Origin of the sequence: Caulobacter endophyticus, from assembly GCF_029543245.1 — a bacterium.
Lineage (GTDB): Bacteria > Pseudomonadota > Alphaproteobacteria > Caulobacterales > Caulobacteraceae > Caulobacter > Caulobacter endophyticus_A.
Genome location: NZ_JARQWV010000017.1, coordinates 1 through 25,209, shown reverse-complemented (window position 1 = coordinate 25,209; position 25,209 = coordinate 1). Strand labels below are relative to the sequence as shown.

Here is a 25,209-nt window from a genome sequence, read left to right as displayed (position 1 = left end):
TAGGTTAACGCGTTTGTGCGGCGCCAGACGTAAAGAGGACGTCAACCACGACGGGTTATGCGGAAGGCCATGCGCCGCACCCTCGCCCTCCTCGCCGCCGTCCTGACGCTCGCCGGTCTTTGCGCCTCGCCCGCCCTGGCCAGCGGCGGCGAGGCCAAGAAGGAGGCGCCGCCGACCTATTTCGCCCTGCCGACCATCACCGCCTCGGCCATCCGCCGCGACGGCCGCAAGGGCGTGATGACGCTCGAGACCGGCATCGAGGCCAAGGATCCCAAGGTCATGGAGTACGCCCAGGCCTCCACCCCGCGCCTGCGTGCGGCCTTCGCCCAGGTGCTGATGACCTACGCCTCGGGCCTGCGCCGCGGCGCGGCGCCCGACCTCGACTATGTCGGCGCCGAGATGCAGAAGGCCGCCGACCGCGTGCTGGGCAAGAAGGGCGCGCGCGTCCTGCTCGGCTCGGCGATGGTCAACTAGGAGGCGGACTTCGCCTTGCGCCGCGCGCGGAAGAAGCCGCGCAGCAAATCCGCGCTTTCCTGCGCCATCACCCCGCCCGTCGTCTCCGGCCGCCAATGGCAGGTGGGCTGGGCGAAGAACTTCGGGCCGTGCACCACCGCCCCGCCCTTGGGATCGTCGGCGCCCCAGACCACCCGGCCGATGCGGGCGTGGCTGATCGCCCCGGCGCACATGGCGCAGGGCTCGAGCGTCACCACCAGGGTCAGGTCGGTCAGCCGGTAGTTTTCCAGCTTCGCCGCCGCCAGACGCATGGCCGCGATCTCGGCGTGGGCCGTGGGATCATGCGCCGCGATCGGACCGTTGCCGGCGCGCGCGATCACCTCGCCCGTCTTCGGATCCAGGATCACCGCCCCGACCGGCGTCTCGCCGCGCTCGGCGGCCGCGCGGGCCTCGTCGAGGGCCAGGGCCATGGCGTCTTCGTCGGTGATGGCGGGGCCTCCGGCTGCAAGCGCTTGATCCTATGGCGGTTCGGCGCCATCACCACAAGCAGCCCATCGTGAGATGCGCCCCTCCCCTAGAAGGACATGAAGGCATGACCGACAAGTACCAGCCCGCCCTGCACGACGCCGTCGAGCACGATCCGGACGCCGAGGGCGGCGAGCGCGTCGCCAAGGCCCTGGCCCGCGCGGGCGTGGCCTCGCGGCGCGAGGTCGAGCGGCTGATCGAGGCCGGCAAGGTCGTGCTGAACGGCCAGGTGCTGACCACCCCGGCCGTGCGCGTGTTCCCGGGCGACCTGCTTGTCGTCGACGGCAAGCTGGTCGAGGACCGCCAGCCCACGCGCCTGTTCCGCTATCACAAGCCCACGGGCCTGGTGACCACCCACAACGATCCGGGCGGCCGCCCCACCGTGTTCGGCGCCCTGCCCAACGGCCTGCCGCGGGTGATCTCGGTCGGCCGCCTCGACCTCAACTCCGAGGGCCTGCTGCTGCTGACCAACGACGGCGAGCTGTCGCGCGCCCTGGAGATGCCGCAGAACGCCTGGACCCGCCGCTATCGCGCCCGCGCCTTCGGCCACGCCACCCAGGAGACCCTTGACCGCCTGAAGGATGGCGCGACCATCGAGGGCGTCCGTTACGGCCCGATCGAGGCCCGTCTCGACAAGGCCCAGGACAAGGCCGGCGGCGGCCGCAACGTCTGGATCACGGTCACCCTGTCGGAAGGCAAGAACCGCGAGGTCCGCAAGGTGCTGGAATCGGTGGGCCTGAAGGTCAACCGCCTGATCCGCCTGTCCTACGGCCCGTTCGCCCTGGGCACGCTGCAGGCCGGCCAGGTCGAGGAGGTCGGCCCCCGGGTGATCCGCGAGCTGCTGGCCGGCGTCATCGCCGACGAGAACATGCCCACGGGCGACAAGCCGCAGTTCGTCGGCGTCGCCGACCCGCTGTACGCCCCCGGCGTGGCCAAGGACGGCGAGCGCCTGCGCGGCGGCGAGATCCAGCGCCGCGCCCCCACTGGCCGCGCCCCGCAGATCGCCACGCCCAAGGTCGAGGAGCCCAAGAAGGTCTACAAGGCCGGCTGGGCCAAGGCCAAGATCAAGGTCGATCCCAACAAGTCCAAGCCCCGGAAGGCCAAGTCGATCGAGACCAAGTTCGTCACCGAGGCCCCCGGCCGCGGCAAGGGCCCCGCCAAGCCAGGCGCGAAGGGCGTCGGGCCCAAGGGCGCGGCCGGAAAGCCGGGCGCTCGCCCCGCCGGGAAGGCCGCTGCGCAAGGCGCCGCGCGCGGCAATGTCGCTCCGGCGCGCTCAGGCAAGCCGGACGGCTTCAAGGGTCCGCGCCCGACCGGCGGCAAGCCCGCCCCGCGCGGCCCCAAGCGGTAACAGAAGCCACCGCCCTCATAACTGCCTTCCTGGGCCCTGTGCCCAGGATCCATCGTTCAGCCGCTCAGACCGTTCGCGGACGACCAAGGTCTGAGCGGTGGCCGGCATGGGCCCTCGCCACAAGGGCGAGGGAAGCAATCTAGTTGCTGTGTTACGGCTGACGGACGCCCGCCCTACCGCCTGTCAGCCAGACGTTCGGCCAGGGTGCGGGTGCGGCGCACGACGGTGACCAGGGTTCCGACCGCGATCACCGCCAGGCCGACGGCCAGCACCTCGCCCCGGCCGCGCCACAGCGGCTCGAAGGCGGCGATCGCGCAGGTCCCCGTCAGGGCGGCCATGCGGTGCGGCTTGGCCATGGGGCCGGAGAAGTCGGCGGGAAAGCCCAGCCCTCGGCCCAGCTCGCGCACATAGGCCGTCAGCATGGCCAGGGCCGCGCAGATCCAGCCCAGGGCCGGCCCGCCGGAGAAGCCCGCGGTCATGGCGCCATAGCCGGCCCCGGCCAGGAACAGCACGTCGGCCACCCGATCGGGCAGCTCGTTCCAGATCGGGCCGTAGGGGCTGGAGCGGCCATGCTCCACCGCCACCATGCCGTCGAGCAGGTTGCAGGCCAGCCGCAGTTGCACGCAGGTCGCCCCCAGCACCAGGCACAGCGACCGCCAGCCGCCCTCGACCCCGCCGCTGGCCGCCAGCAGGGCCGCGCCCAGCACCGCGAAGGCCAGGCCCAGGCCCGAGATCGCGTCGGCGCTGACGCCCTTACCGGCGATGGCCGCGGCCAGCCGTCCGGCCCAGGCCGCGCCCCGGGTCTTCAGCGGCCGGCGGTTCGTCAGGTCGGGAGCGTCTGTCATGGCGCGGTCTTCCTCCGGTCGGCGACCAGGCGGGCGTTGTAGGCGATGGCGTAGAGCGTCGACATCGTCCAGGGAAAGGCGATGGTGGCCAGAAGTTCCGGCGTGCCGATCAGGCGATGGACGATGGTCAGGGTCGCCAGGATGGCGCCGGCGGTGATCGCAGGCGGCAGGGCCAGGGCGACGAAGCCCGAGAACCGGCCGTCCAGCCGCTCCAGCGTCTTCTTCAGGAGCGCGGTCAGCCCCGCCGACAGCAGCCCCTGGGCGATGGCCGCAACCCACGCCAGGCCGTGGGCGCGATTGGCCCACAGCGTCCAGCCTCCCATCAGCAGAAAGCCGAAGGCGGCATGGACCAGGCTGGAGCGCAGCAGGCGCGACATTCGACGAAAACTCCCCGGCTCGTAACCCTCGGCAACTAGGCTATACCGGGAGTAGTGCGAACGGGAGCGTCCATGGACTTCATCGGCGATCTGACCGGACATGCGAGCCGCTTCCTGGCCGCGCAGCCCAAGCCGCTGCTGGCGGGCCTGGCCGGCGTGGTGATCCTGCTGGGCGTGGCCAGCGCCATCGCCGCCGTGCTTCCCCGCCTCAAGCCCGGCAAGTCGTACGAGGAACTGCGCCTGCGCATCGTCTCGTGGTGGGGGATGGTGGCGCTGCTGGCCGGGGCGCTGCTGCTGGGCTGGCAGGCGACCACCGCCGTCTTCGCCTTCATCTCGTTCCTGGCCCTGCGCGAGTTCCTGTCTCTCGCGGTCCGGCGGCGCGAGGACCGGCCGGCGATCCTGGCGGCCTATCTGTGCCTTGCGGCGGCCTACGGCTTCATCTTCGCCGACCGCTACATGTTCTATCTGGTGTTCATCCCGGTGTGGGTGTTCTTAGGGTTGCCCGCCCTGATGGCCCTGATCGGCCAGACCAAGGGCTACCTGGCCAGCGCGGCGACCTTCCACTGGGGCCTGGTCACCTGCGTCTACAATCTCGGCTTCGTCGCCTTCCTGATGCGCGTGCCGCCAAGCGAGCACCTGCCGGCCGGGGCCGCGGGCCTGGTGTTCTTCCTGCTGCTGGCCACCGAGTTCAACGACGTCGCCCAATATGTCTGGGGCAAGCTCTTCGGCCGTCGCAAGATCCTGCCGAGCGTCAGCCCCAACAAGACCTGGGAAGGCTTTCTCGGCGGTTGGATCACCACCGCCGCCCTGATCTGGTTCGTCGGGCCGGTGTTCACCCCGCTGTCGGGCCACGGCCTCCTCATCGTCGCCTTCGTGCTGCCGGCGGCGGGCTTCGCCGGCGACGTGACCATGAGCGCCATCAAGCGCGACATCGGCGTCAAGGACACCTCGCACGCCATCCCCGGCCACGGCGGGGTGCTGGACCGCGCCGACAGCCTGACCTTCACCGCCCCGCTCTACTTCCACCTCATGGCGCTGTTCGCGCTCGACCGGTTCTGATCTAGTCGCGTCGTGCGCCTGCTCCGCTTCCTCCTGCTTGTTCTCGTCGCCCGGCCCCTGGCCCTGCTCATGACCGGGGCCGACGTCTCCGGGCGCGAGCGCCTGCCGCTGAAGGGCCCGGCGATCATCGCCGCCAACCACGCCAGCCATGTGGACACCCTGCTGATGCTGTCGATCTTCCCGTCGCGGGCGGTGTCCAAGCTGCGCCCCGCGGCGGCGGCCGACTATTTCCTGCGAGACCCGGTGATCGGCTGGTTCTCGCGCCACGTGATCGGCATCGTGCCGGTGGCCCGCAGCAAGGCCGGCCGCCGCGCGGCTTCAGGAGAGAACGAGGACGTCCTGGCCCCGGCCCGCGCCGCCCTGGCGGCGGGCGAGATCGTGCTGGTCTTCCCCGAAGGCACGCGCGGCGACGGCGCGACCGACGCCATGGGCCAGCTGAAGGGCGGGGTGGCGCGCCTGGCCGAAGCCTTTCCCGACGCCCCGGTGATCCCGGTGTGGATCCAGGGCGCGGGCCGCGTGCTGCCCAAGGGCGCCAGCGTGCCGGTGCCGCTGAACTGCGCGGTGCTGGTGGGCGAGCCGGTCGCCTGGACCGGCAAGCGGGCTCCGTTCATGGACGCCCTGCGCGAGGCGATGCTGGCCCTGAAGGCCCAGGCGCCGCCGCTGCGCTGGTCGGACGAGCCCTAGAAAGAGAAAGCCTCAGGCCGTCGCCACCCCGGCCCAGCGTGACAGGCGCGGCGTGCGGGCCACCAGCTCGGCCAAACCGACATAGATGCCCAGCATCACCACGCAGATCGGCAGCACCTCCCAACGGAACGGATGCGGCGGCTCGGGCGCCAGGCTCATCGGCTGCAGGAACAGCACGATGACGATGTTGTTGGCCGCGTGAGCGCCGACCGCGAACTCGACCCCGCCCAGCCGCAGGGTCGCCCAGGCCAGGCCGATCCCCAGCACCGCCCGCACCAGGAAGGCGTCGGGGTTGGGGTCGAAATGGATGGTCGAGAAGGCCACGCCGTTGATCAGCAGGATCACCCACACCCGATGGGTAAAGGCGCCGGTCAGCTTGATGAGCCAGCCGCGGAACACCAGCTCCTCGGCCGCGGCGGCCAGCAGCAGCAGGCCGATGGCGGCGGCGGCGTGGACCAAACGGCCGTCGAAGGTGGATGTCAGGGTCAGGATCGGCATGGGCGGCGCATGCGGATCGAGGCGCGCGCTGGCCGCCAGCAGCGGTCCGACGGTCACGGTGAACAGGAAAAGGCCCAGCAGGGTCAGCCGCCAGCGATAGACCGGCGCGCTGGTCAGGTAGCTGCGCAGGCGGCGCTCGTGCAGCACGGCGGCCACGCCGGCGAAGGCCACGGCCATGCCGCCGTTGGTGGCCGTCAGCAGGCACAGCACGAACAGCAGGGTGATCAGGTCCAGGGCCGCGGCGTTCGGGTTGGTCAGCGACTTGAACAGCGCCGCGGCCTGGTCAAAGCCGCCGTCGAGCAGGCCAGTGAACAGGGCCATGACGAAGACGCCGCCGATCACGGCGGCCAGGATCGCGGCCACGAACCCGACCGGCAGGCTCAGCAGGATGCGCCCGATGCGCCGGTCAGCCGGCGTCACGTCGTCCAGAAACGCCGAACGTCTCACGTCCTCGAACACAGCCGCCCAATCCCACACAGCACCCGCCTCCTCGCTAATCGGCCGCGAGGCGAAGGAAAAGAGGTTTCGAGCAAAGTCGGCCCGCGACTTGCCGTCACGCGGCAATGACGGCACACATCGGCGGTTGTCGATGGGGGTTTCATGAGCAAGACCGAGCACGAGGCGCAAGATCGCCACCTGCACCGCCTGGTGCTGTTTTCCGACGCGGTCTTCGCGATCGCCATCACCCTGCTGGCCATCGAGATCCATCCGCCCGAGCACTGGCATGGCGTCGCCGACCTGTTTGGCCAGATGGGCCACAAGCTGTGGGCCTATGCCGTCAGCTTCGCGGTGATCGGCGTCTACTGGATCAGCCACCGGCGGATCTTCGCCCGCCTGCGCGCCGCCAACGGCGTGCTCGACGTGCTGAACCTCATCGTGCTGGGCCTGATCGCCATGCTGCCCCTGGCCACCGAGCTCCTGTGGGAGCACGCCTCGGGCGAGGCGACCCTCGTCTATGTCGGCCTGGTGGCCGCGATCGGCGTCGCCATGTCGGTCGTCTGGGGCTATGCCGCTTTCGCCGGCGAGCTGGCCGGCCCCGTCCATCGCGGCGAAGCTTTGTTCACCCTGGCCCGCACGGCGGTCGCCCCCGGCCTGATGTGCGGCCTGATCCTGTTCAGCCTGAACCACATCTGGGGCCTGATCCCCCTGGCCGCGGCCATCGCCGCCTTCGTGGCCGGAGGTCGCTTCATGCGCCGCCGCGCGGCGGCCGGCGCGATCGAGACCACCGAGGAGGCCGCGGCCTGATGCGCATCGTCTCGGGCCAGTATCGCGGCAAGGCCATCGCCACCCCGCCGGGCGACGCCACCCGCCCCACCTCCGACCGCGCCCGCCAGGCCGTGTTCAACATCCTCGAACACGCCGCCTGGGCGCCGGAGCTGCATGGCGCCCGGGTGATCGACGTGTTCGCGGGATCGGGCGCCCTGGGCCTTGAGGCGATCTCGCGCGGCGCCGTGAACTGCCTGTTCGTCGAGACCAACGAGGCCGCGCGCGGGGCGATCCGCCAGAACATCGACGCCTTCGGCCTGTTCGGCCAGACCCGCGTGCACCGCCGCGACGCCACCGACCTTGGCCCGCGTCCCGCCAGCGCCGGCGCGGCCTTCGACATCGCCTTCCTCGATCCGCCCTACGCCAAGGGCCTGGGCGAGAAGGCCCTGGCCGAGCTGGTCGCCGGCGGCTGGCTGGCGCCAGGCGCCATAGTGGTGTTCGAGCGCGGGGTCGGCGAGCCCGACCCGGTGCTGGACGCCTTCGAGACCCTGGACGCCCGTGACTACGGCGCGGCCCGGGTGCTGTTCCTGCGGCTGCTGTAGGGCCCTAGGTCGGGTCAACTTTCACTGACGGCCGTATCTCTCTCATCCGTCCTTCCCCGCGAAGGCGGGGACCCAAGCTGAGCCTGCGGGTCGCTCGCGGCCGCGCCGTCTCCTGAAATACAGCTTGGATCCCCGCCTTCGCGGGGAAACTCGGTGAGGGAGGCGACCAGAATTGCTGAATGTCGATCCGCCCTACGGCTGCTTGCCCGGCCAGACCAGGAAGCCGTACTCATCGCGCCCGGCCGAGGTCCAGGTCGCGTAGCCGTAACCGCCCTGGGCCGGGGGATAGGCGCTGTAGGCGCCGCTGTCGTAATGGCTCTCGCGGCTGTACTCGTAGCCCTCTTCCTGGCGCGAATAGCCCTGGACGGCGCCGCCCGCGGCGTAACCGCCCTGAGCATAGGCCCGAGAACCATAGGCCGGCGGCGCGTAGGCCGGGCCGTCGTCATGACGGCGGCTGTAGCGGTCGGGCGCATAGTCCGGCTGCGGCGACGGAGACGGCGGCAGATAGGCCTGGGGCGGCGGCGCGGCCCGATCGTCGACCCGCAGCGGCGGGCGGCCATAGCTCCAGCGGTCGAAGTCGCTCCAGCCGCGCTCGCCGTCGTCGCACTCCACCCGCTCCCAGCGATAGGCGCCGCCCGGGCCGGTGACGCGGCGGTTCACGCACTCTCCCGGCCGGGTGTCGGGCGGCAGGATCTCGGGATCGACCGGCAGGTTCGAGCGGTCGGGCGGACCGCCGGCCAGGCCGTAGCGATCGGCGGCCAAAACCGGCGAGGTCAGGGCGACCCCGGCGGCGAAAGCGAGAAGAACCAGTTGGCGCATGGGGGATACTCCAGGCCGCCAGTAGACCAGAGCCCGGCGAGCCGCGCGCGCCTTTTCGCCATGAAGGCGAGCTTAACCATTGTTCGACGTGGCTTTTCCCCGCCGACGTCCTCGCCTAAAGTGATTTCAAACAATTGTTCGATGCGGGCGAGGCGATGGCGATCGAGGCGGTGATCTGGGATTTCGGCGGCGTGTTCACCACCTCGCCCTTCGAGGCCTTCCGCCGCTACGAGGCCCGCAACGACCTGCCGACCGACTTCATCCGGGGCGTCAACGCCATCGATCCCGATACCAACGCCTGGGCGCGGTTCGAGCGGGCGCAGATCGACGCGGCGACCTTCGACGAGCTGTTCCTGGAGGAATCCACGCGCCTGGGCCACGCCGTGCCGGGCCGCGACGTGCTGCCCCTGCTGTCGGGCGAGATCCGACCGCGCATGGTCGCGGCGCTGAAGGCCTGCAAGGCGCGGTTCAAGGTCGGCTGCATCACCAACAACGTGCCGGGCGCCGGCCATGGCGCCGGCATGGCGTCCTCCGCCGACAAGGCCGCGGCCGTGGCCGACATCATGGCCCAGTTCGACGCCCTGATCGAAAGCTCCAAGGCCGGGGTGCGCAAGCCCGACCCACGCATCTATCAGATGATGTGCGACCTGTTGGGCGTGGCGCCGGAGCGTTGCGTCTACCTCGACGACCTGGGGGTCAACTGCAAGCCGGCGGCGGCCATGGGCATGGTCGCCATCAAGGTCTCGGGCGAGGACCAGGCGCTGGCGGAGCTTGCGGTCGCCACCGGATTGGCGTTCTGAAGGGGCCAGAAGCTTCAGGAGCCGCCCGCATGACCGCCCCCGCCAAGATCGGCGCCGCCGCCGCCCTCGCCCAGCTCACCGGCTGGACCGCCGCCAACGGCAAGGACGCCATCGAGAAGACCTTCCGTTTCGCCGACTTCAACGCCGCCTTCGGCTTCATGACCCGCGTGGCCATCGAGGCCGACAAGCGCGACCATCACCCCGAGTGGTTCAACGTCTACAACCGCGTCGAGGTGACCCTGACCACCCACGACTGCGACGGCGTCAGCGAACGCGACGTGCAGCTGGCCAAATTCATGGATGCGATCGCGGGGTAGCCCCCTTCCCCTCCTCCTGCATCCAGTTCAAACTATCGTTTGAATTACAGGGAGGACGCCGAATGGCGCAGACCACGGGCCGGGTCGCCGGCAAGAAGGCCTTCATCACGGGCGCGGCCCAGGGCCTGGGCGCGGCCGCGGCGCGCAAGCTGGCCTCGGAAGGCGCCAAGGTGGCCCTGGCCGACATCAATGTCGACGGGGCCAAGGCCGTGGCGGCCGAGATCAACGCCGCCCACGGCGCCGGGACGGCCTTCGCCTACGCCCTCGACGTGACCCAGGAAGACCAGTGGATCGCGGCCCTCGAGGCGGCGGCGGCCGACCTGGGCGGCCTCTCGGTGCTGGTCAACAACGCCGGCGTCGCCGGCGACAAGCCGCTGGAGCAGATGGAGTTCGATCTCTGGAAGAAGATCATGTCGATCAATGTCGACAGCGTCTTCCTGGGGGCCAAGCACGCCCTGACCCACATGCGCGCCCACCAGCCCGGCTCGATCGTCAACATCAGCTCGATCGCCGGCCTGATCGCCAACCACAACTCGCCGGCCTACAACGCCTCCAAGGCCGGGGTCTGGCTGCTGTCCAAGAACATCGCGCTCTACTGCGCCAAGCTCGGGCTCGACATCCGCTCGAACTCGATCCACCCGACCTTCATCGACACGCCGATCCTTGACCCGCTGAGCCAGCGCCTGGGCAAGGAAGAGGCCCACGCAAAGCTCGGCCGGCAGATCCCGCTGGGCCACATCGGCGAGCCCGACGACATCGCCAATGCCGTGCTCTACCTGGCCAGCGACGAGAGCAAGTTCATGACCGGCGCCGAGCTGAAGCTCGACGGCGGGATCTCGGCGATGTGATCCGCCCTCCTTCTCCCCTTGCGGGAGAAGGTGTCGCCGAAGGTGACGGATGAGGGGGCGCACTCACGAAAACGCCGCGATGGCCGATTGGCTATCGCGGCGTTCGACATCTGAGAGACCCCTCACCCGACCTCCCTCCGGGAGGCCACCCTCTCCCGCAGGGGGAGAGGGAAATTACCGCGGCGCCCGTTTCGCCAGGATCCGCTGAAGCGTCCGGCGGTGCATGTTGAGGCGGCGGGCCGTCTCCGAAACGTTGTGGCCGCACATCTCGTAGACCCGCTGGATGTGCTCCCAGCGCACGCGGTCGGCGCTCATCGGGTTTTCCGGCGGAGCGGGCGCGGCGTCCTTGGCGGCCAGCAGGGCGCGGGCCACGTCGTCGGCGTCGGCCGGCTTGGAGAGGTAGTCGACCACCCCGGCCTTCACCGCCGCCACGGCGGTGGCGATGTTGCCGTAGCCGGTCAGCATGATGATCTTGGCGTCGGCGCGGGCGTCGCGCACAGCCTCGACCACCTTCAGGCCCGAGCCGTCCTCGAGCCGCATGTCGAGCACCGCGTGGGCCGGGGCCTGGGCCTTCAGCGAGCCGATGGCCTCGGCCACCGAGGCGCACAGCGTCACCTCGAAGCCACGCTGTTCCAAAGCTCGACCAAGACGGGTGCGCAGCGGCGCATCGTCGTCGAGCAGAAGCAAGGACTTGTCGGGCAGCGCCGCGACCAGTTCTCCGATATCCGCCATCAACTCAGCGCCTCCCCGCGCCATTACTCAACCGGGTGTCGTGTCCGCATCTTGTCTACGACTTGCAAAACTTCGCAAGTCTTTCGTACTCAAACACCGATGAAGCCGGGAGCTTCCATCGCCGGGCGTGGCCAGCGCGCCGCAACGACGGCGCCGCCGCGACGGCCGTTCCTGAAATCCACGGCAGCCCCAGTCCGTTCCAGGAGCGTCTTGGCGATGAAGAAGCCAAGGCCCATGCCGATGTGGCCGGTGCGCGAGCCCTCGGCCCCCGGGCGCGAGGTGACATAGGGCTCGCCCAGCTTGGCCAGCACCTCGGGCGAGAAGCCGGGACCGTCGTCGCGCACCTCGATCAGGATCGAGCGCGGATCGAAGCGGGCCACGACGATCACCTCGGAACGGGCGAAATCGACGGCGTTCTCGACGATCGAGGTCAGGGCGTGGATCACCTCGGCGCGGCGCCAGACGTCGGGCGCGGCCTCTCCCGAGGGACCGTTGACCACCGCCTCGACCCGCACGCCGTGGATCATGTGCGGCTCGATGATCTCGTGCACCAGCTGGGTCAGGCTCATGCGCTCGTGCACGGCGTCCTGGGCCTCGGGCATCTCGGTCAGGCGCTGCAGGATCTCGCGGCAGCGAGCGGCCTGGCCGATCAGGAGCTCGGCGTCCTCGCGGGTCTGCTCGTCGGGAGCGCCGCGGGCCATCTCGCGGGCGACGACCGAGATGGTGGCCAGCGGCGTGCCCAGTTCGTGCGCCGCCGCCGCCGCCAGGGCGCCCAGTGCAGACAGCCGTTGCTCGCGGGCCAGCACGGTCTCGGTGACGTTGAGGGCCAGCTCCATGCGGGCCGACTCCGTGGCCGCCTGCCAGGCGTAGAGGCCGGTGACGACGATGCCGAGGATCCGCGCGGCGACGATCCCGGCCAGCAGCGAGGCCTCGGGCCTGGGCGGCGACACGCCGACGGCCACGGGCAAGGGCATATAGACAAAGGCCAGCACGATGGTGGCGATCACCGCCAGCACCCCCAGGCCCAGCGCGTAGCGCGCAGGCAGGGTGGCGGCCGCCAGGGTCACCGGCGCGATCAGCAGCAGCGAGAACGGATTGTAGACCCCGCCGGTCAGGTACAGCATCCCCGACAGCTGCAGGATGTCGAAGGCGATCTGTGCGGTGGCCTCGACGTCGCGCGCCAGGCGCTGGCCGGTCGAGGCCAGGCCGATCAGCACGTTCAGCCAGGCCGAAAGCGCGATCAGCGAGAAACACAGGGCGTAGGGAATCTGCCGCTCGAGAACCAGGCCGCAGAACAGCACCGTCACCGACTGGCCCGCCACCGTCAGCCAGCGTTGGGCGATCAACGTTCGAACACGAAGGCGTCCCTGACGCAGTCCTGGGCCCGCCCAGGACCAGTCGTCGCTGTCTTGCGCGCCCGCGCCGTCGGGCCTATCGAGCCCGTCGGGTGATGGTTTCTTCGGCGCGTCCTTGAACGAAGCGTCGGCCATGACGCGACATTAAGGCCAGAAATTTCGATCTGGCGAGCCTCAAAAAGGACGACCCCCATGAACCGCAACCGCCTGGTCGTTCTGGCCGTGTGCATCGTGGGGGTTCTGCTGGCCGGCGCGCTGATCGTCCGCAGCGGCGTCTTCCACTCCGCGCCGAAGCCCGCGGCCGTCGGCGGGCCGTTCCAGCTGGTCGACTACGACGGCAAGCCGGCCGACGAAAACGTGCTGAAGGGCAAGTGGAGCGCCATGTTCTTCGGCTTCACCTACTGCCCCGACGTCTGCCCCGGCACGCTGCAGGCCCTGGCGACCGCCAGCGACCAATTGGGCCCCAAGGCCAAGGACCTGCAGATCGTGATGATCTCGGTCGACCCGGCCCGCGACACCCCGGCCCAGATGAAGACCTACCTGACCGCCGGCCACCTGCCCAAGAACATCGTCGGCCTGACCGGCACGCAGGAACAGGTGGACGCGACCGTGAAGACCTATCGCGCCTACGCCAAGAAGGTCGGCGACGGACCCGACTACACGGTCGACCACTCGACGATGATCTACGTCATCGATCCCAAGGGCCGCTTCCACAGCGTCATCGGCTATGGCTCGCCGCCCGACGAGATCGCCCGCCAGCTGAAGGCGGCGATGACGGGCCGCTGACGCTGGCGAACCCATTTTTTGCATCGCGGCGCCGTTAGGTCACCTCAGGGCTGTACCTTCTTCACGGCCGGCGTGTTATGTTGCAGCGCACAATCGCTGGAGACGGCATGCTGTACGCCCTGCACGAAGCGAGCTTCTACGCTTCGACCCCCATGCGCCTGGCCGCCCGCGCGGCCCGCGACTTCTGGGGTTCGCCGCTGAACCCCGCCGCCAACACCGAACTTGGCCGGCGGCTCTATGCGGGCGCGGACCTGTTCTCCAACGTCACCCGTCGATACGGCAAGCCCGACTGGCGCATCGACAGCGTGAAGATCAACGACGTCGACGTGCGCGTGCGTCCCACCGTGGTCTGGCAGAGCCCGTGGGCGCGCCTGATCCAGTTCGACCGCGACATGGCCGACATGCGCCGGGCCGGCAAGTTCGAGCTGGACCCCGCCGTGCTGATCGTCGCGCCGCTCTCGGGCCACTACGCCACGCTGCTGCGCGGCACGGTCGAGGCCTTCCTGCCCGACCACGCCGTGTTCATCGTCGACTGGCAGAACGCCCGCGAGGTCTCGGTCCTGCAGGGCCGCTTCGACTTCCACGACTATATCGACCACATCCGCGACATGCTGCGGGTGCTGGGTCCGCGTCCCAACGTGCTGGCCGTCTGCCAGCCCGGACCGCCGGTGCTGGCCGCCGCCGCCCTGATGGCGCAGGACAACGATCCCTCGCGCCCGGCCAGCATGACCTTCATGGGCTCGCCGATCGATGCGCGCCTGTCGCCGACCGTGACCAACAACCTGGCGGAGGAAAAGCCCTTCACCTGGTTCCAGTCCAACATGATCTACACCGTGCCCGCGCCCTATCCGGGCATGGGCCGGCGCGTCTATCCAGGCTTCGTGCAACTGGCCAGCTTCATGAGCATGAACGCCGACAAGCACCAGGAAGCCCACCGCCGCTACTTCAACAGCCTGGTCGAGGGCGATGGCGACGGCGCCGACAAGCACCTGGAATTCTACGACGAGTACCTGTCGGTTCTGGACCTGACGGAGGAGTTCTACCTCCAGACCATCGACATCGTCTTCCAGCGGCACCTGCTGCCCAAGGGCGAGCTGATGCATCGCGGCCGCAAGGTCGATCCCGCAGCCATCACCGACATCGGCCTGATGACCGTCGAAGGCGAGAAGGACGACATCTCGGGCATCGGCCAGACCCAGGCCGCCCACGACCTGTGCTCGAGCCTGCCGGCCGAGCTGAAGGAGGACTACGTCCAGCCGGGCGTCGGCCACTACGGGGTATTCAACGGCCGCCGGTTCCGCGAGGAGATCTATCCCAAGGTCCGCGACTTCATCCTGCGCACCGATCCCAACTTCGCCGGCAAGAAGGCCTAGCGGGCCGGGCGCCCGTCGGCCGGCCACATGGGGGCGGTGTAGCGGCCGGGATCGGCCGGCCCGCCCTCGCCCAGCTGCGCCAGCGAAACGCGGCGGACCTGACCGCCGACCTCGAGCGAAACGAAGACGGCGCTTCTGGCCCGGGCCATGGCCTCGGAACTGGTCGCGGCGACGCGCACCTCCGCGAGGAAGGGCTTGCCGTTCGCCGGCCGCGCCGCGCCCGCCTGCCAGGTGCAGACCAGATTCGCGCACGAGGTCCGGAAGACCACGCAGGCGCCGTCGACGCAGGTCTGCCTCAGGCTTCCGGCCCTGAGGGTGACGAAATTGTCGCCGCCCATGAAGTCCAGCCGCGCGCCCAGCCTCTCGACGGCCTCCGGCGAGGCTACGACCGGGCGGCCCTGATGCATGGCCCGCACGAAGCCCGACACCTCCGAAGCCGGCGCATAGTCCGAAGCCACGCAGAGGGCGGCGATGTAGCAGACGACGTCGAGCACGAGGACCTCCAGGGACCAACGCAGTCCATCGCGAGTTGAGCACGCCCTCGGCCGCCGAAAAAGATCTCCTCGCCCGTCGGACAGGCGAAGGGGGCTCTTGCACCCCGGACTCTTGCGTAAAGGCCCGGCGGGGGCGATCTAGAGGGCGATGAACCTCTTTCGCCCGCAGCCCAAGGCCGCTCCCCGACGCTTCGCCGACGGCGACCGGCTGGAGATCGAGCGCTGCGCCGTGCGGCTGAAGGTGGACGGCCGCGCGCGGCGGGTGTCGCTGCGGGTCGACCGGGCCAAGTCCGAGATCGTCGCCATTGCCCCCAACCAGCGCCGCCTGACCGAGGCCGTGGCCTTCGCCCACGAGAAGGCCGGCTGGATGAGCCTGCAACTGGCCGCCCTGCCCGGCCGCCAGGTGATCGAGCCCGGCGGCGTGCTGAAGATCTGGGGCAAGGCCTATCGCCTGGAGATCGGTCCCGGCCGGGCGCGGATGACCGACGACGCCCTGATCGCCCCCGACGACGCCAACTGGTCCCTGAAGATCCTGCGGCTGGTCAAGCACCGGGCGCTGGAGATCCTGACCGAGCGCACCGCCCATCACGCCGGACGGCTGGGACGGCCGATGCCGTCGGTGGCGGTGGCCGACCCGAAGGCCCGCTGGGGCTCTTGCCGGCCAGCCCGTCCCGGTGCGCCGGCGGCGATCCGCTACAGCTGGCGGCTGGTGCTGGCGCCGGCGGCGGTGGCCGACTACGTCGTCGCCCACGAGTGCGCCCACCTTGTGGAGGCCAATCACGGCCCGCGCTTCTGGGCGCTGTGCGAGACCCTGATCGGCGATCCCGCGCCGCACCGGGCCTGGCTGCGGGCGCACGCCGCCGAGCTGCACGCGATCTCGGCCTAGGCCACCTTCCTGTCCCCCACGAAAAATCCCCGCGAAGGCGAGGACCCAAGCTGATTCCGGATGCTGCGCGGCGCGTAGCCTGACCGCATCCTCGGCTTGGATCCCCGCCCGCGCGGGGATGCTCGGAACGAAAGTTCCGGGCCTGGACCGGCTTACAGCTGGCCCAGCATGTAGTCGGCCGACGAGACCTTGAATTCGCCGGCTTCCTCGACGTTCAGCGTCTCGACGACGCCGTCCTTGGCGATCAGCGAGTAGCGCTGCGAGCGGGCGCCCATGCCGAACTTCGAACCGTCGAAGTCCAGGCCGATGGCGCGGGTGAAGTCGCCGTTGCCGTCGGCCAGCAGGACCACTTCACCAGAAATGCCCTGGTCGGCGCCCCAGGCCTTCATCACGAAGACGTCGTTGACCGAAACGCAGGCGATCGTGTCGACGCCCTTGGCCTTCAGTTCGGCCGCCTTTTCCTTGAAGCCCGGCAGGTGCTTGGCCGAGCAGGTCGGGGTGAACGCGCCGGGGACGGCGAAGAGGGCGACGGTCTTGCCCTTGAAGAGTTCGTCGGAAGTGACCGGAGCGGGGCCTTCGGCCGTGCTGGTCATGAACGTGGCCGCCGGAAGCGTGTCGCCAACCTTGATCGCCATGGTGTGATCCTGTGCTGAAAGGGCCGTCCGGAGATAAAGCGTCCGGATCGGTTCGCCAATAACGTGGTTTGACTTGAAACCGACGCGTTGTGTGCCGATCCTCAACAGATGGACGCTCCCGAGACCGCCCCCCTCGACGGCGAGGGCCAATTCCTGACCGGCCGGCTCCTTGTGGCCATGCCGGGCATCGAGGACCCGCGCTTCGAGCGCGCCGTGGTCTATCTCTGCTCGCACGACGACGAGCAGGCCATGGGCCTGGCGGTCAACCGCCCGGTCGAGGGCCTGACGGTGTACGAGCTGCTCGACAAGCTGGGCGTGGATCCCGAGGTGCGTGCGCCCAGCGACCTCGTGATGCTGGGCGGGCCGGTCGAGCGCGAGCGCGGCTTCGTGCTGCACACCGACGACTACGTCTCGCCCGACTCGACCTCGCCGGTGGCCGACGGCCTGGCCCTGACCGTCACCCGCGACGCCCTCGACGCCCTGGGCAGCCGCATCCACCGCCCGCGCCGCGCCATCCTGGCCCTGGGCTATTCCGGCTGGGGACCCGGCCAGCTGGAGCAGGAGCTGCGCGACAACGTCTGGCTCATCTGCGACGCCGACGAGGCCCTGCTGTTCGGCGACGACCACGAGAGCAAGTGGACCCGCGCCCTGGCCAAGATCGGCATCACGGCAGATCACCTCTCGGCCCAGGCCGGGCGGGCCTGAAGAACCTCCCCCGTGGGGGAGGCTCCTAAGCAAAACGGGCGGCCCCTTTCGGAGCCGCCCGCTGCATTTTCAGGTCGCCCTGAAAGCCGTCATCAGGTGTTGACGGCTTCCTCCGGGGTCACTTCGGCCTTCTTCGACAGGTCTTCACCCGTCGTCTGGTCGACGACCTTCATCGACAGCTTGGTCTTGCCGCGGTCGTCGAAGCCCAGGAGCTTCACCTTGACCATCTGGCCTTCCTTCAGCACGTCCGACGGCTTGGCGACGCGTTCGTTGCTGATCTGGCTGACGTGGACGAGGCCGTCCTTGGCGCCGAAGAAGTTCACGAAGGCGCCGAAATCGACGACCTTGACGACCTTGCCGTCGTAGATCGCGCCGACTTCAGCTTCCTGCGTGATCGACTTGATCCAGTCGATCGCGGCCTTGATCTTGGCGCCGTCCGAGGCCGAGACCTTCACGGTGCCTTCGTCGTTGATGTCGACCTTGGCGCCGGTGGTGGCGACGATCTCGCGGATCACCTTGCCGCCGGTGCCGATCACTTCACGGATCTTGTCGGTCGGGATGGTGATGGTTTCGATCTTCGGAGCGAACTCGCCGACGTCTTCACGCGGCGCTTCCATGGCCTTGTTCATCTCGCCGAGGATGTGCGCGCGGCCTTCCTTGGCTTGAGCAAGAGCCTGCTCCATGATCGCGGGCGTGATGCCGGCGATCTTGATGTCCATCTGCAGCGAGGTCAGGCCTTCGCTGGTGCCGGCCACCTTGAAGTCCATGTCGCCCAGGTGATCTTCGTCGCCGAGGATGTCGGACAGAACGGCGAAGCCGTCCTTTTCGAGGATCAGGCCCATGGCGATGCCCGACACCGGACGGACCAGCGGCACGCCGGCGTCCATCATGGCCAGCGACGAACCGCAGACCGTGGCCATCGAGGACGAGCCGTTCGACTCGGTGATCTCGGAGACCAGGCGGATGGTGTAGGGGAAGTCTTCCTTGGCCGGCAGCATCGGGCGCAGGGCGCGCCAGGCCAGCTTGCCGTGGCCGATTTCGCGGCGGCCCGGCGAGCCCATGCGGCCCGTCTCACCGACCGAGTAGGGCGGGAAGTTGTAGTGCAGCAGGAAGGATTCCTTGTAGGTGCCTTCCAGGGCGTCGATGAACTGCTCGTCGTCGCCGGTGCCCAGGGTGGCCACGACGATGGCTTGCGTCTCGCCGCGGGTGAACAGGGCCGAGCCGTGGGTGCGCGGCAGGATGCCGACTTCGCCCAGGATCGGACGCACGGTCTTCACGTCGCGGCCGTCGATGCGCAGGCCGGTGTCCAGGATGCCGCGACGCACGACGTCGGCTTCCAGTTCCTTGAAGATCGCCGCCAGCTTCAGCGGATCATAGCCGGCCGGATTGGTGTCCGACTTGCCCAACGCTTCGATGGCCTTCTTCTTGGCCGCGCCGATCGCTTCGTAGCGGTCCTGCTTCTTGGTGATCTTGTAGCCGGCGGCGATGTCGGCGCCGACGATGCCCTTCATCTCGGCCTTGATCGCGTCGGTGTCTTCCGGCTCGAACGCGAAGGGCTCCTTGGCGGCGTGCTCGGCCAGGTCGATGATGGCGTCGATGACGGCCTGCATCTGCTGGTGGGCGAAGTTGACGCCGCCCAGGACGATCTCTTCCGAGAGTTCCTTGATTTCGCTTTCGACCATCATCACGGCGTCGGCGGTGCCGGCCACGACCAGGTCCATGGCGCTTTCCTTCAGCTCGTCGAGCGTCGGGTTCAGCACGTACTCACCGTTCACCCAGCCGACGCGGGCGGCGCCGATCGGACCCATGAACGGGGCGCCCGACAGGGTCAGGGCGGCCGAAGCGGCGACCATGCCCAGGATGTCGGGATCGTTCTCGAGATCGTGCTGCAGCACGGTGACGACGACCTGGACTTCGTTCTTGAAGCCCTTGACGAACAGCGGGCGGATCGGACGGTCGATCAGGCGGGAGACCAGGGTCTCCTTTTCCGACGGACGGCCTTCACGCTTGAAGTAGCCGCCCGGGATCTTGCCGGCCGCGAAGGTCTTTTCCTGGTAGTTGACCGTCAGCGGGAAGAAGTCTTGGCCCGGCTTCTGGGTCTTGGCGTAAACGGCGGTGGCCAGGACGACGGTTTCGCCCATGGTGGCCAGGACGGCGCCGTCGGCTTGACGGGCGATGCGACCGGTTTCGAGGACCAGCGTCTTGCCGCCCCACTCGATCGTCTTGCGCTTGATATCGAACATTTTTCTTCTTTCGGTTCCCGCGGGCGGATTCCCGTCGGGCGTGGACAGGGGCGGACGGCCAATGGAGCCGGCCCGATGATCCTCATCCTAATGTGACAGGCGGGGGTTTGAGGACGTGAACCCTCGCACGTACTGGGCGCCGCCCCGTCAGGAGCGAAGCCCTTGGATCCTCCACCTCGGCCTGTCTCGAGATGGCTGATCCCAAATAGCGTTCCGCCGCCTTACCGGGGTAAGGCGGCGGAAATGCGCCTTAGCGGCGCAGGCCCAGCTTCTCGATGAGAGCCGAGTAACGGCCTTCGTCGGACTTCTTCAGGTGGTCGAGGAGACGGCGACGCTGGGAAACCAGCTTCAGCAGACCACGACGGCTGTGGTTGTCCTTCTTGTGGCTCTTGAAGTGCTCGGTCAGGTTCGAGATGCGCTCCGAGAGGATCGCGACCTGGACTTCGGCGCTGCCGGTGTCACCCTCGGTGCGGGCGTGCTCGGCGATAAGAGCGCTCTTGCGCTCGGCAGTGATCGACATCGGATTGTCTCCGCTCAGGTGAGTTGGAAGACCCGCACCGGATTGAGCTTTCCGGCGCGCATCTCGCACAAGGCCACCAGCCGTTCTCCGGACATGGCGGAAACGGTGCGATCACCGGGCGAGAGCTCGGCTTTCAGCGTTTCCACCTGCCTGGGTAGCAGAACGATGGCGCGTCCTTGCGCAAGCCGGAAGGCGTCTTCGTCGGTCACGGCCAACGCCGGGATGTCGTCCAGCGCGGTCTCGACCGGAAGCAATGCCTCCGACAGTCGGGCCTCATAGCCCAAATTCTCTAGAGTTTCCAGACTTATCGCCGTGTCCTCGGTGAACTGGCCGACCCGCGTGCGGCGAAGCTGGCTGACATGTCCACAGGCGCCGAGCGCAGCCGCCAGATCCCGGACCACGGCGCGCACATAGGTGCCCTTGCCGCATTCCATCTCCAGCTCGACATGATCGACGTCGGGAACCGAAAGCACCCGCAGCGCGTGGATCGTCACCTTGCGGGTCTGGAGCTCGAACTCCACCCCGTCGCGGGCCAGATCATAGGCCCGCTCGCCGTCCACCTTGATGGCCGAGAAGTTCGGCGGAACCTGGTCGACCTCGCCGATGAAGGCCGGAAGGGCGGCCTCGACCGCCTCGACAGCGGGCCGCACGTCCGACGAGGCCGTCGTCTCGCCCTCGCGGTCGAGGGTGGTGGTGTTACGGCCCCATTCGATGGTGAAGCGATAGGCCTTGTCGGCGTCCATCAGGAACGGGACGGTCTTGGTCGCCTCGCCCAGCGCCAGCGGCAGGATTCCCGTCGCCAGCGGATCCAGCGTGCCGGCGTGGCCGGCCTTCTGGGCGTTGAACGCCCGGCGCACACGCGAAACCGCGCTGGTCGAGGTCAGGTCGTAGGGCTTGTCCAGGCACACCCAGCCCGAGACGGCGTCACCCTTCTTGCGGCGCGCCATGGCTCAGTCCTCGTCGTCTTCTTCGAGGACGTCCGACAGGCGGCGCTCGGTGTCCTGGCGTACGCGCGGATCGAGGAACAGCTTGTCCATGTAGGCGGCCGTGCCGAAGCTCTCATCGTGGATGAACTTCAGGTCGGGCGTGAACTTCATGTCGATCGACCGGCCCAGGCGCCCGCGCAGGAACTTCGAGACCCGGTTCAGGCCCTTGATGATCTCGTCGACGTTCTGGGCGGCGCCCGCCAGGCCCGCGCCCAGAGGCTCGACGAAGCAGACGGCGTGCCGCAGGTCGGGGCTCATGCGCACTTCGGAAACGGTGATGGTGACGCCGGTCAGGGCCTCGTCCTGCAGCTCCTCCTCGCGGAGGATGTCGACGAGCGCGTGGCGGATCAGTTCGCCGGCGCGAAGCTGACGCTGCGACGGACCCACGGGGCCCTTGGTTTTCTCGGAATGGCGCTTCATGGCGCGGATAGCCTTTGCAGCCCGGCCGGCGGATCGAACGCCGGTAGCGCGGGGGAAAATCGAAGGCGCGGTGTCTAGGCTCTGGGGGGCGAAAAGTCCAGCGCGCCGGCTAGTCCTCGCCCTCGTCACGCGCCTCGGTCATGCCCAGGCGCTCGCGACGCTCAAGTTGACCCCTGACCGTTTCGCCCAGCGAGACGGCCTCCCATTTGCGCCAGCCGCCGACCCGCGCCACGTCGGTGCTCAGGGTGTTTTCCAGAAGGTCGACCGCCTCCTCGCAGCCGCCCTCGACGATCCGGTGCAGCGCCTGGTCGGCCCCGTGCCGCACTCGACGGCTTTCCTTGGCCTTGCGTAGCGGGATCAGCCGTCGGATCGATTTGTCGCTGCTGGTGTAGTCGTTGCGGCTGTCGCGCTCGTAGCTCAACGCCTTCTTCTCTTGCGGCGTCCGGGGCGTCTTGGTCGTCATGGCGTCACCATGGCGCAAGCTGGCGAAGCGCTCAACCGATCACGCCCCCGTTCGCTCCCTGAAGAACTCGACCACCCGCCGCGCCGCGATCATCCCCGCCCCATCCGGCCGATCCCGGTCCAGGTGCAGGGTCAGCACCGAGTGCGGCGGGATCACGCGGTAGCCGTTGGCGTCGGCGTCCTCGAGCTCGATCAGCTCGGCCCGTTCGCCGAACTCGCCCTTCAGCCTAGCGAACCGGCCGTCCTGCACGTGCCAGTCGGTCCTGTAGCGCAAGGCGATCAACGACAGGTCCTCGGCCTCGAACCGCCGCCTGGCGCAGGCCAGCTCCTCGGCCGACAGGTCAAGATCTCCCTTGGCCGTCACCGGCAGGGAAGGCTGCGACAGCACCGGCGCCACGACGCAAGGCTCGGTCATCATCGCCAGGGCGAAGCCGCCGGTGACGCACATGCCCACGGCCCCGACACCCTTGCCGCCGCATTCGGCATGGACCTGCCGGGCCAGGGCCCGCAGCCAGTCGACGATCGGGCTCGACCTGCCGCCGCGCCACAGGTTGAACTCGCGTCGCACGCAGGCGATCTGCAAGGACGAAGCCGCGCCATAGCCGCGGCTGACCGGCCGGCCAGGCTCGCCGAACAGGCTGGGGCAGAAGACGGTCATGCCGGCGGCCGCCACCTCGCGGGCGAACTCCAGCACGCCGGGATGCAGGCCGGGGATCTCGTGCACGACGATCACCGCCGGCCCGGTTCCCATCCGCCAGACCGACCGGCTCCAGCGGCCGTCGTCGAACTCGAACCTCGAAAAGCCCTCGAACACGTCGGTCATCGCCGCCCCCTCGCCTGCCTTGCCCTCAGCCCGCCTTCGGCCCGATCAGGAACTGCTCGACCCTGCCGTCCGGCGTCAGCCGCATCGACACCGACAGGGTCCGCGCGCCGAAGGCCGCGTCGAAACCATGCCAGGTCATGCCGCCGCGCACTTGGACGCCCTGGCCGTCGAGCATGCGTAAAGGTCCCAGCGGCGCCAGGCTCTGCTTGAAGTCGGCCAGGCGCGCAGCCGTGAACCAGGCCTTGCCGTTGGCGGTCAGCAGAGCCGGATCGATCGTCCCCGCCTGCAACTGGGCGACTAGGCTCCGCGCCGTCGCCGCCGATCCCGTCGAGGGCCGCAGCAGGAAGGCGATGCGCTGCGAGATGGCCGTCTGCGGCTCGCCGAAATCGGCGTTGGCGACCACGGTCACGGCCCGCTTCTCGGCCGGCCAGACCGTGTTGCTGGTCAGCACGCCCGACAGCATGCCGCCATGGCTGACGCTGATCACCCCGTCGCGCACCTTGACCGACACGCCCAGGCCATAGCCGGCGGGCGCCCCGCCCGACAGGTCGACCGAGGTCGTCATGGCCTCCCACGAGGAGGGCTTCAGCAACTCGCGCCGGATCATCGCCCGGTTCCAGCGCGCCAGGTCCGACGGCGACATGGCCAGTTCGGCCGCGCCGAACAGCCAGCCGCGACCTTCCTTGTCGGCCAGGACCACGGGGCCCAGGCCATAGCGGGTGTAGTGGCTGGCGTCGGGCGGCGACAGCGCCTTGCTGTCGTCCTCGGTGACGCCGCTCATGCCCAGGGGATCGAAGATCCGCCGCTTGAGAAAGGAAAACAGCGGCTCGCCTGAGACCTTCTCCACGACCAGACCGGCGATGACGAAACCGGTGTTGGAATAGCGCCACTGCTCCCCGGGCGGATAGTCCAGCGGGATGCGCGCCCAGCCATCGAGGATCTTCTGCGGCGTGGTCGGCGCGCGCATGGCCTCGAACACGAAGTCCTGTGGCCAGTAGTCGCGATAGCCGGCGGTGTGCGACAGCACCTGGCGCAGGGTGATCCGATCACCGTCGGTCAGGCCCGGGACGTACTTGCCGACCGGATCGTCCAGCGAGACCTTGCCGTCCTCGGCCAGCAGCAGGACGGCCGCGGCGGTGAACTGCTTGCTGACCGAGGCGATCCCGTAACGGGTGGAGGTGGTGGCGGGAACGGCTGGCGACAGCCGCGCCAAACCATAGGCCTTGGCGTAGACCGGCTCACCGTCCGCGATGATCGCCACCGAGGCCGAGGGCGCGCCGGTGGCGGCCAGCACCTCGGCGGCGATGGCGTCGACCTGGCGGGCCTTGTCGGGCGCAAGCGGCGCGGCCAGCACGGGGCTCGCCAGGGCGAAGGCCAGCGCCCCGCCCGCCAGAACCGTCCGTCGTCGCATTCGCTCAGCCCCCAGCCGTGAGGCCCGCAGACTGAGGGCGAGCCGGCCGCGAAGGCAAGGCGCCTTACAGGGTCACGCCCGCATGGGCAGGCATCTGGATCAGGTTGAAGAAGGTCAGCACCGGCTCGCCGTGCTGGTTGGTCACCCGGGTGAAGGTGCGGATGGTCCCGCGATCGGGCTTGGAGCGCGAACGGGTGACCTCGACGATCTCGCGATGGACCGTCAGGGCGTCGCCGGGACGAACGGGCTTCAGCCAGGTCAGCTCGTCGATGCGGATGCCCAGCATCGGCGTCGCGCCGAACGGGGCGGTGTCGACATATTCGCGCATCACCCGCGAGGCCACGTGCCAGCCGCTGGCGATGATGCCGCCGAACCGGCCGGCCGCGGCGGCCTCCAGGTCGACATGCATCGGCTGGGGATCATAGGCGCGGGCGAAGTCGAGGATCTCGGCTTCGGAGAGCACGAACGGCTGGCCCGTCCAGGTTTCGCCGACGGTCAGGTCATCCAGATAACGATCGGTCATGGCGAGATCCCGAAACGACAAAAGGCCCCCGCGGAAGCGAGGGCCATTTGTAGAAAAGTTTGGGTGCGGGGACAGGATTTGAACCTGTGACCTTCAGGTTATGAGCCTGACGAGCTACCGGGCTGCTCCACCCCGCGGCAGAGGTATGTATCGTGAGTAGGGTTCTGGACTTTGGTGTCTTTGCGGATGCATCCTTTTAGCGGACCTGGCGGCGACCTACTCTCCCGCGCCTTGAGACGAAGTACCATTGGCCCTGGGGGACTTAACGACCGAGTTCGGAATGGGATCGGGTGGGGAACCCCCGGCAAAGCCACCAGGTCAGCGAAAAGGATGCTGCTCGTCGGTGGTTAGACCGACAAGGAAAAGAAGAAGACATCAGTGTCAGGCAAGACTGTAGAGCTTGCATGGGTTTGACTGAAGAACGATCAAGCCTATCGAGCTATTAGTACCGGTAAGCTCCATGCGTCGCCGCAC

30 protein-coding genes, 1 tRNA gene and 1 rRNA gene are annotated in these 25,209 nt (G+C 68.9%); 13 read left to right on the top strand and 19 right to left on the bottom strand.

Annotation, left to right across the window (positions count from 1 at the left end; all coding sequences use genetic code 11):
* Positions 1 to 69 precede the first annotated feature (69 nt).
* Positions 70 to 474: a hypothetical protein gene (locus tag P7A99_RS16525; RefSeq protein ID WP_277794872.1), complete on the top strand. Its 405-nt coding sequence runs from the start codon at positions 70 to 72 to the stop codon at positions 472 to 474.
* Here the strand turns inward: P7A99_RS16525 and P7A99_RS16520 are convergent.
* Positions 471 to 923, bottom strand: a complete 453-nt coding sequence (locus P7A99_RS16520; protein ID WP_277794871.1) for a nucleoside deaminase — start codon at positions 921 to 923, stop codon at positions 471 to 473. The genes P7A99_RS16525 and P7A99_RS16520 overlap by 4 nt on opposite strands.
* Positions 924 to 1,045: 122 nt before the next feature.
* On the opposite strand from P7A99_RS16520, the gene P7A99_RS16515 reads away from it, so the two are divergent.
* On the top strand, positions 1,046 to 2,326 hold the full coding sequence (locus P7A99_RS16515; protein WP_347276697.1) for a pseudouridine synthase: 1,281 nt from the start codon (positions 1,046 to 1,048) through the stop codon (positions 2,324 to 2,326).
* A gap of 173 nt (positions 2,327 to 2,499) precedes the next feature.
* Here P7A99_RS16515 and P7A99_RS16510 read toward each other — a convergent pair whose 3' ends face one another.
* Both P7A99_RS16510 and P7A99_RS16505 read right to left on the bottom strand, forming a co-directional pair.
* Positions 2,500 to 3,171 (bottom strand): CDP-alcohol phosphatidyltransferase family protein, encoded by a 672-nt coding sequence (locus P7A99_RS16510; protein WP_277794870.1) that lies wholly within the window; start codon positions 3,169 to 3,171, stop codon positions 2,500 to 2,502.
* On the bottom strand, positions 3,168 to 3,548 hold the full coding sequence (locus P7A99_RS16505) for a hypothetical protein (RefSeq protein ID WP_277794869.1): 381 nt from the start codon (positions 3,546 to 3,548) through the stop codon (positions 3,168 to 3,170). The genes P7A99_RS16510 and P7A99_RS16505 overlap by 4 nt, the downstream gene beginning before the upstream one ends.
* Before the next feature lie 72 nt (positions 3,549 to 3,620).
* On the opposite strand from P7A99_RS16505, the gene P7A99_RS16500 reads away from it, so the two are divergent.
* Both P7A99_RS16500 and P7A99_RS16495 read left to right on the top strand, forming a co-directional pair.
* Positions 3,621 to 4,607 carry a phosphatidate cytidylyltransferase gene (locus P7A99_RS16500; protein ID WP_277794868.1) on the top strand — a complete coding sequence of 329 codons (987 nt, stop codon included), beginning with the start codon at positions 3,621 to 3,623 and terminating at the stop codon, positions 4,605 to 4,607.
* Positions 4,608 to 4,619: 12 nt separating this feature from the next.
* On the top strand, positions 4,620 to 5,291 hold the full coding sequence (locus P7A99_RS16495; RefSeq protein WP_277794867.1) for a lysophospholipid acyltransferase family protein: 672 nt from the start codon (positions 4,620 to 4,622) through the stop codon (positions 5,289 to 5,291).
* A 12-nt stretch (positions 5,292 to 5,303) separates the two neighbouring features.
* Here the strand turns inward: P7A99_RS16495 and P7A99_RS16490 are convergent, their stop codons facing one another.
* On the bottom strand, positions 5,304 to 6,236 hold the full coding sequence (locus P7A99_RS16490; RefSeq protein ID WP_277794866.1) for a CPBP family intramembrane glutamic endopeptidase: 933 nt from the start codon (positions 6,234 to 6,236) through the stop codon (positions 5,304 to 5,306).
* Positions 6,237 to 6,389: 153 nt separating this feature from the next.
* On the opposite strand from P7A99_RS16490, the gene P7A99_RS16485 reads away from it, so the two are divergent.
* Together P7A99_RS16485 and rsmD are read left to right on the top strand one after the other, a co-directional pair.
* Positions 6,390 to 7,034, top strand: a complete 645-nt coding sequence (locus P7A99_RS16485; protein ID WP_277794865.1) for a TMEM175 family protein — start codon at positions 6,390 to 6,392, stop codon at positions 7,032 to 7,034.
* Complete coding sequence (rsmD, locus tag P7A99_RS16480; RefSeq protein ID WP_277794864.1) at positions 7,034 to 7,597, top strand: 16S rRNA (guanine(966)-N(2))-methyltransferase RsmD; 564 nt, start codon at positions 7,034 to 7,036, stop codon at positions 7,595 to 7,597. The genes P7A99_RS16485 and rsmD overlap by 1 nt, the downstream gene beginning before the upstream one ends.
* A 192-nt stretch (positions 7,598 to 7,789) precedes the next feature.
* Here rsmD and P7A99_RS25235 read toward each other — a convergent pair whose 3' ends face one another.
* The gene (locus P7A99_RS25235) at positions 7,790 to 8,416 is read right to left on the bottom strand and encodes a hypothetical protein (RefSeq protein WP_431307683.1); all 627 of its coding nucleotides are present in this window, start codon (positions 8,414 to 8,416) and stop codon (positions 7,790 to 7,792) included.
* 155 nt (positions 8,417 to 8,571) lie between these two features.
* Here P7A99_RS25235 and P7A99_RS16470 point away from each other — a divergent pair, with 155 nt between their 5' ends.
* The 3 genes from P7A99_RS16470 (at position 8,572) to P7A99_RS16460 (ending at position 10,381) form a co-directional block, all read left to right on the top strand.
* Positions 8,572 to 9,216: an HAD-IA family hydrolase gene (locus P7A99_RS16470; protein ID WP_277794863.1), complete on the top strand. Its 645-nt coding sequence runs from the start codon at positions 8,572 to 8,574 to the stop codon at positions 9,214 to 9,216.
* Between the two features lie 29 nt (positions 9,217 to 9,245).
* Entirely contained in the window at positions 9,246 to 9,533 is a 288-nt protein-coding gene (locus tag P7A99_RS16465) for a 4a-hydroxytetrahydrobiopterin dehydratase (protein WP_277794862.1), read from the top strand.
* A gap of 62 nt (positions 9,534 to 9,595) precedes the next feature.
* On the top strand, positions 9,596 to 10,381 hold the full coding sequence (locus tag P7A99_RS16460; protein ID WP_277794861.1) for an SDR family oxidoreductase: 786 nt from the start codon (positions 9,596 to 9,598) through the stop codon (positions 10,379 to 10,381).
* Positions 10,382 to 10,555: 174 nt separating this feature from the next.
* Here P7A99_RS16460 and spdR read toward each other — a convergent pair whose 3' ends face one another.
* Both spdR and P7A99_RS16450 read right to left on the bottom strand, forming a co-directional pair.
* Positions 10,556 to 11,113, bottom strand: a complete 558-nt coding sequence (gene spdR / locus P7A99_RS16455) for a stationary phase response regulator transcription factor SpdR (protein WP_277794860.1) — start codon at positions 11,111 to 11,113, stop codon at positions 10,556 to 10,558.
* An 89-nt stretch (positions 11,114 to 11,202) separates the two neighbouring features.
* On the bottom strand, positions 11,203 to 12,603 hold the full coding sequence (locus P7A99_RS16450) for an ActS/PrrB/RegB family redox-sensitive histidine kinase (RefSeq protein ID WP_277794859.1): 1,401 nt from the start codon (positions 12,601 to 12,603) through the stop codon (positions 11,203 to 11,205).
* Positions 12,604 to 12,660: 57 nt separating this feature from the next.
* Here P7A99_RS16450 and P7A99_RS16445 point away from each other — a divergent pair, with 57 nt between their 5' ends.
* Both P7A99_RS16445 and P7A99_RS16440 read left to right on the top strand, forming a co-directional pair.
* Positions 12,661 to 13,254 carry an SCO family protein gene (locus tag P7A99_RS16445; protein ID WP_277794858.1) on the top strand — a complete coding sequence of 198 codons (594 nt, stop codon included), beginning with the start codon at positions 12,661 to 12,663 and terminating at the stop codon, positions 13,252 to 13,254.
* Positions 13,255 to 13,361: 107 nt separating this feature from the next.
* Entirely contained in the window at positions 13,362 to 14,627 is a 1,266-nt protein-coding gene (locus P7A99_RS16440) for a polyhydroxyalkanoate depolymerase (protein ID WP_277794857.1), read from the top strand.
* Here P7A99_RS16440 and P7A99_RS16435 read toward each other — a convergent pair.
* Positions 14,624 to 15,121, bottom strand: coding sequence for a hypothetical protein (locus P7A99_RS16435; protein WP_277794856.1), 498 nt, complete (start codon positions 15,119 to 15,121; stop codon positions 14,624 to 14,626). The two genes, P7A99_RS16440 and P7A99_RS16435, sit on opposite strands and share 4 nt — an antisense overlap.
* Before the next feature lie 148 nt (positions 15,122 to 15,269).
* On the opposite strand from P7A99_RS16435, the gene P7A99_RS16430 reads away from it, so the two are divergent.
* Positions 15,270 to 16,007: a M48 family metallopeptidase gene (locus P7A99_RS16430; protein ID WP_277794855.1), complete on the top strand. Its 738-nt coding sequence runs from the start codon at positions 15,270 to 15,272 to the stop codon at positions 16,005 to 16,007.
* A 152-nt stretch (positions 16,008 to 16,159) separates the two neighbouring features.
* On the opposite strand, the gene P7A99_RS16425 is transcribed toward P7A99_RS16430, so the two are convergent.
* The gene (locus P7A99_RS16425) at positions 16,160 to 16,642 is read right to left on the bottom strand and encodes a peroxiredoxin (protein WP_277794854.1); all 483 of its coding nucleotides are present in this window, start codon (positions 16,640 to 16,642) and stop codon (positions 16,160 to 16,162) included.
* A 108-nt stretch (positions 16,643 to 16,750) separates the two neighbouring features.
* On the opposite strand from P7A99_RS16425, the gene P7A99_RS16420 reads away from it, so the two are divergent.
* Positions 16,751 to 17,347, top strand: a complete 597-nt coding sequence (locus P7A99_RS16420) for a YqgE/AlgH family protein (protein ID WP_058348697.1) — start codon at positions 16,751 to 16,753, stop codon at positions 17,345 to 17,347.
* Between the two features lie 92 nt (positions 17,348 to 17,439).
* On the opposite strand, the gene pnp is transcribed toward P7A99_RS16420, so the two are convergent.
* The 10 genes from pnp to rrf all read right to left on the bottom strand — a co-directional run bounded on the left by pnp (position 17,440) and on the right by rrf (position 25,053).
* Positions 17,440 to 19,590 (bottom strand): polyribonucleotide nucleotidyltransferase, encoded by a 2,151-nt coding sequence (pnp, locus tag P7A99_RS16415; RefSeq protein WP_277794853.1) that lies wholly within the window; start codon positions 19,588 to 19,590, stop codon positions 17,440 to 17,442.
* A 250-nt stretch (positions 19,591 to 19,840) separates the two neighbouring features.
* The gene (rpsO, locus tag P7A99_RS16410) at positions 19,841 to 20,110 is read right to left on the bottom strand and encodes a 30S ribosomal protein S15 (RefSeq protein ID WP_277794852.1); all 270 of its coding nucleotides are present in this window, start codon (positions 20,108 to 20,110) and stop codon (positions 19,841 to 19,843) included.
* Positions 20,111 to 20,124: 14 nt separating this feature from the next.
* Complete coding sequence (gene truB / locus P7A99_RS16405; protein WP_277794851.1) at positions 20,125 to 21,057, bottom strand: tRNA pseudouridine(55) synthase TruB; 933 nt, start codon at positions 21,055 to 21,057, stop codon at positions 20,125 to 20,127.
* Positions 21,058 to 21,060: 3 nt separating this feature from the next.
* Positions 21,061 to 21,516 (bottom strand): 30S ribosome-binding factor RbfA, encoded by a 456-nt coding sequence (rbfA, locus tag P7A99_RS16400; protein ID WP_277794850.1) that lies wholly within the window; start codon positions 21,514 to 21,516, stop codon positions 21,061 to 21,063.
* Positions 21,517 to 21,625: 109 nt separating this feature from the next.
* Positions 21,626 to 21,979, bottom strand: coding sequence for a hypothetical protein (locus P7A99_RS16395; RefSeq protein WP_277794849.1), 354 nt, complete (start codon positions 21,977 to 21,979; stop codon positions 21,626 to 21,628).
* 39 nt (positions 21,980 to 22,018) lie between these two features.
* Positions 22,019 to 22,801 carry a dienelactone hydrolase family protein gene (locus P7A99_RS16390; protein ID WP_277794848.1) on the bottom strand — a complete coding sequence of 261 codons (783 nt, stop codon included), beginning with the start codon at positions 22,799 to 22,801 and terminating at the stop codon, positions 22,019 to 22,021.
* Between the two features lie 25 nt (positions 22,802 to 22,826).
* Positions 22,827 to 24,212, bottom strand: a complete 1,386-nt coding sequence (locus P7A99_RS16385) for a serine hydrolase domain-containing protein (RefSeq protein WP_277794847.1) — start codon at positions 24,210 to 24,212, stop codon at positions 22,827 to 22,829.
* A gap of 64 nt (positions 24,213 to 24,276) precedes the next feature.
* A complete protein-coding gene (locus P7A99_RS16380) occupies positions 24,277 to 24,735 on the bottom strand; it encodes a MaoC family dehydratase (protein WP_277794846.1) in 459 nt (152 codons plus the stop codon).
* Positions 24,736 to 24,795: 60 nt separating this feature from the next.
* Positions 24,796 to 24,872, bottom strand: a tRNA-Met gene (locus tag P7A99_RS16375).
* A gap of 66 nt (positions 24,873 to 24,938) precedes the next feature.
* Positions 24,939 to 25,053, bottom strand: a 5S ribosomal RNA gene (rrf, locus tag P7A99_RS16370).
* Between the last annotated feature and the right edge of the window lie 156 nt (positions 25,054 to 25,209).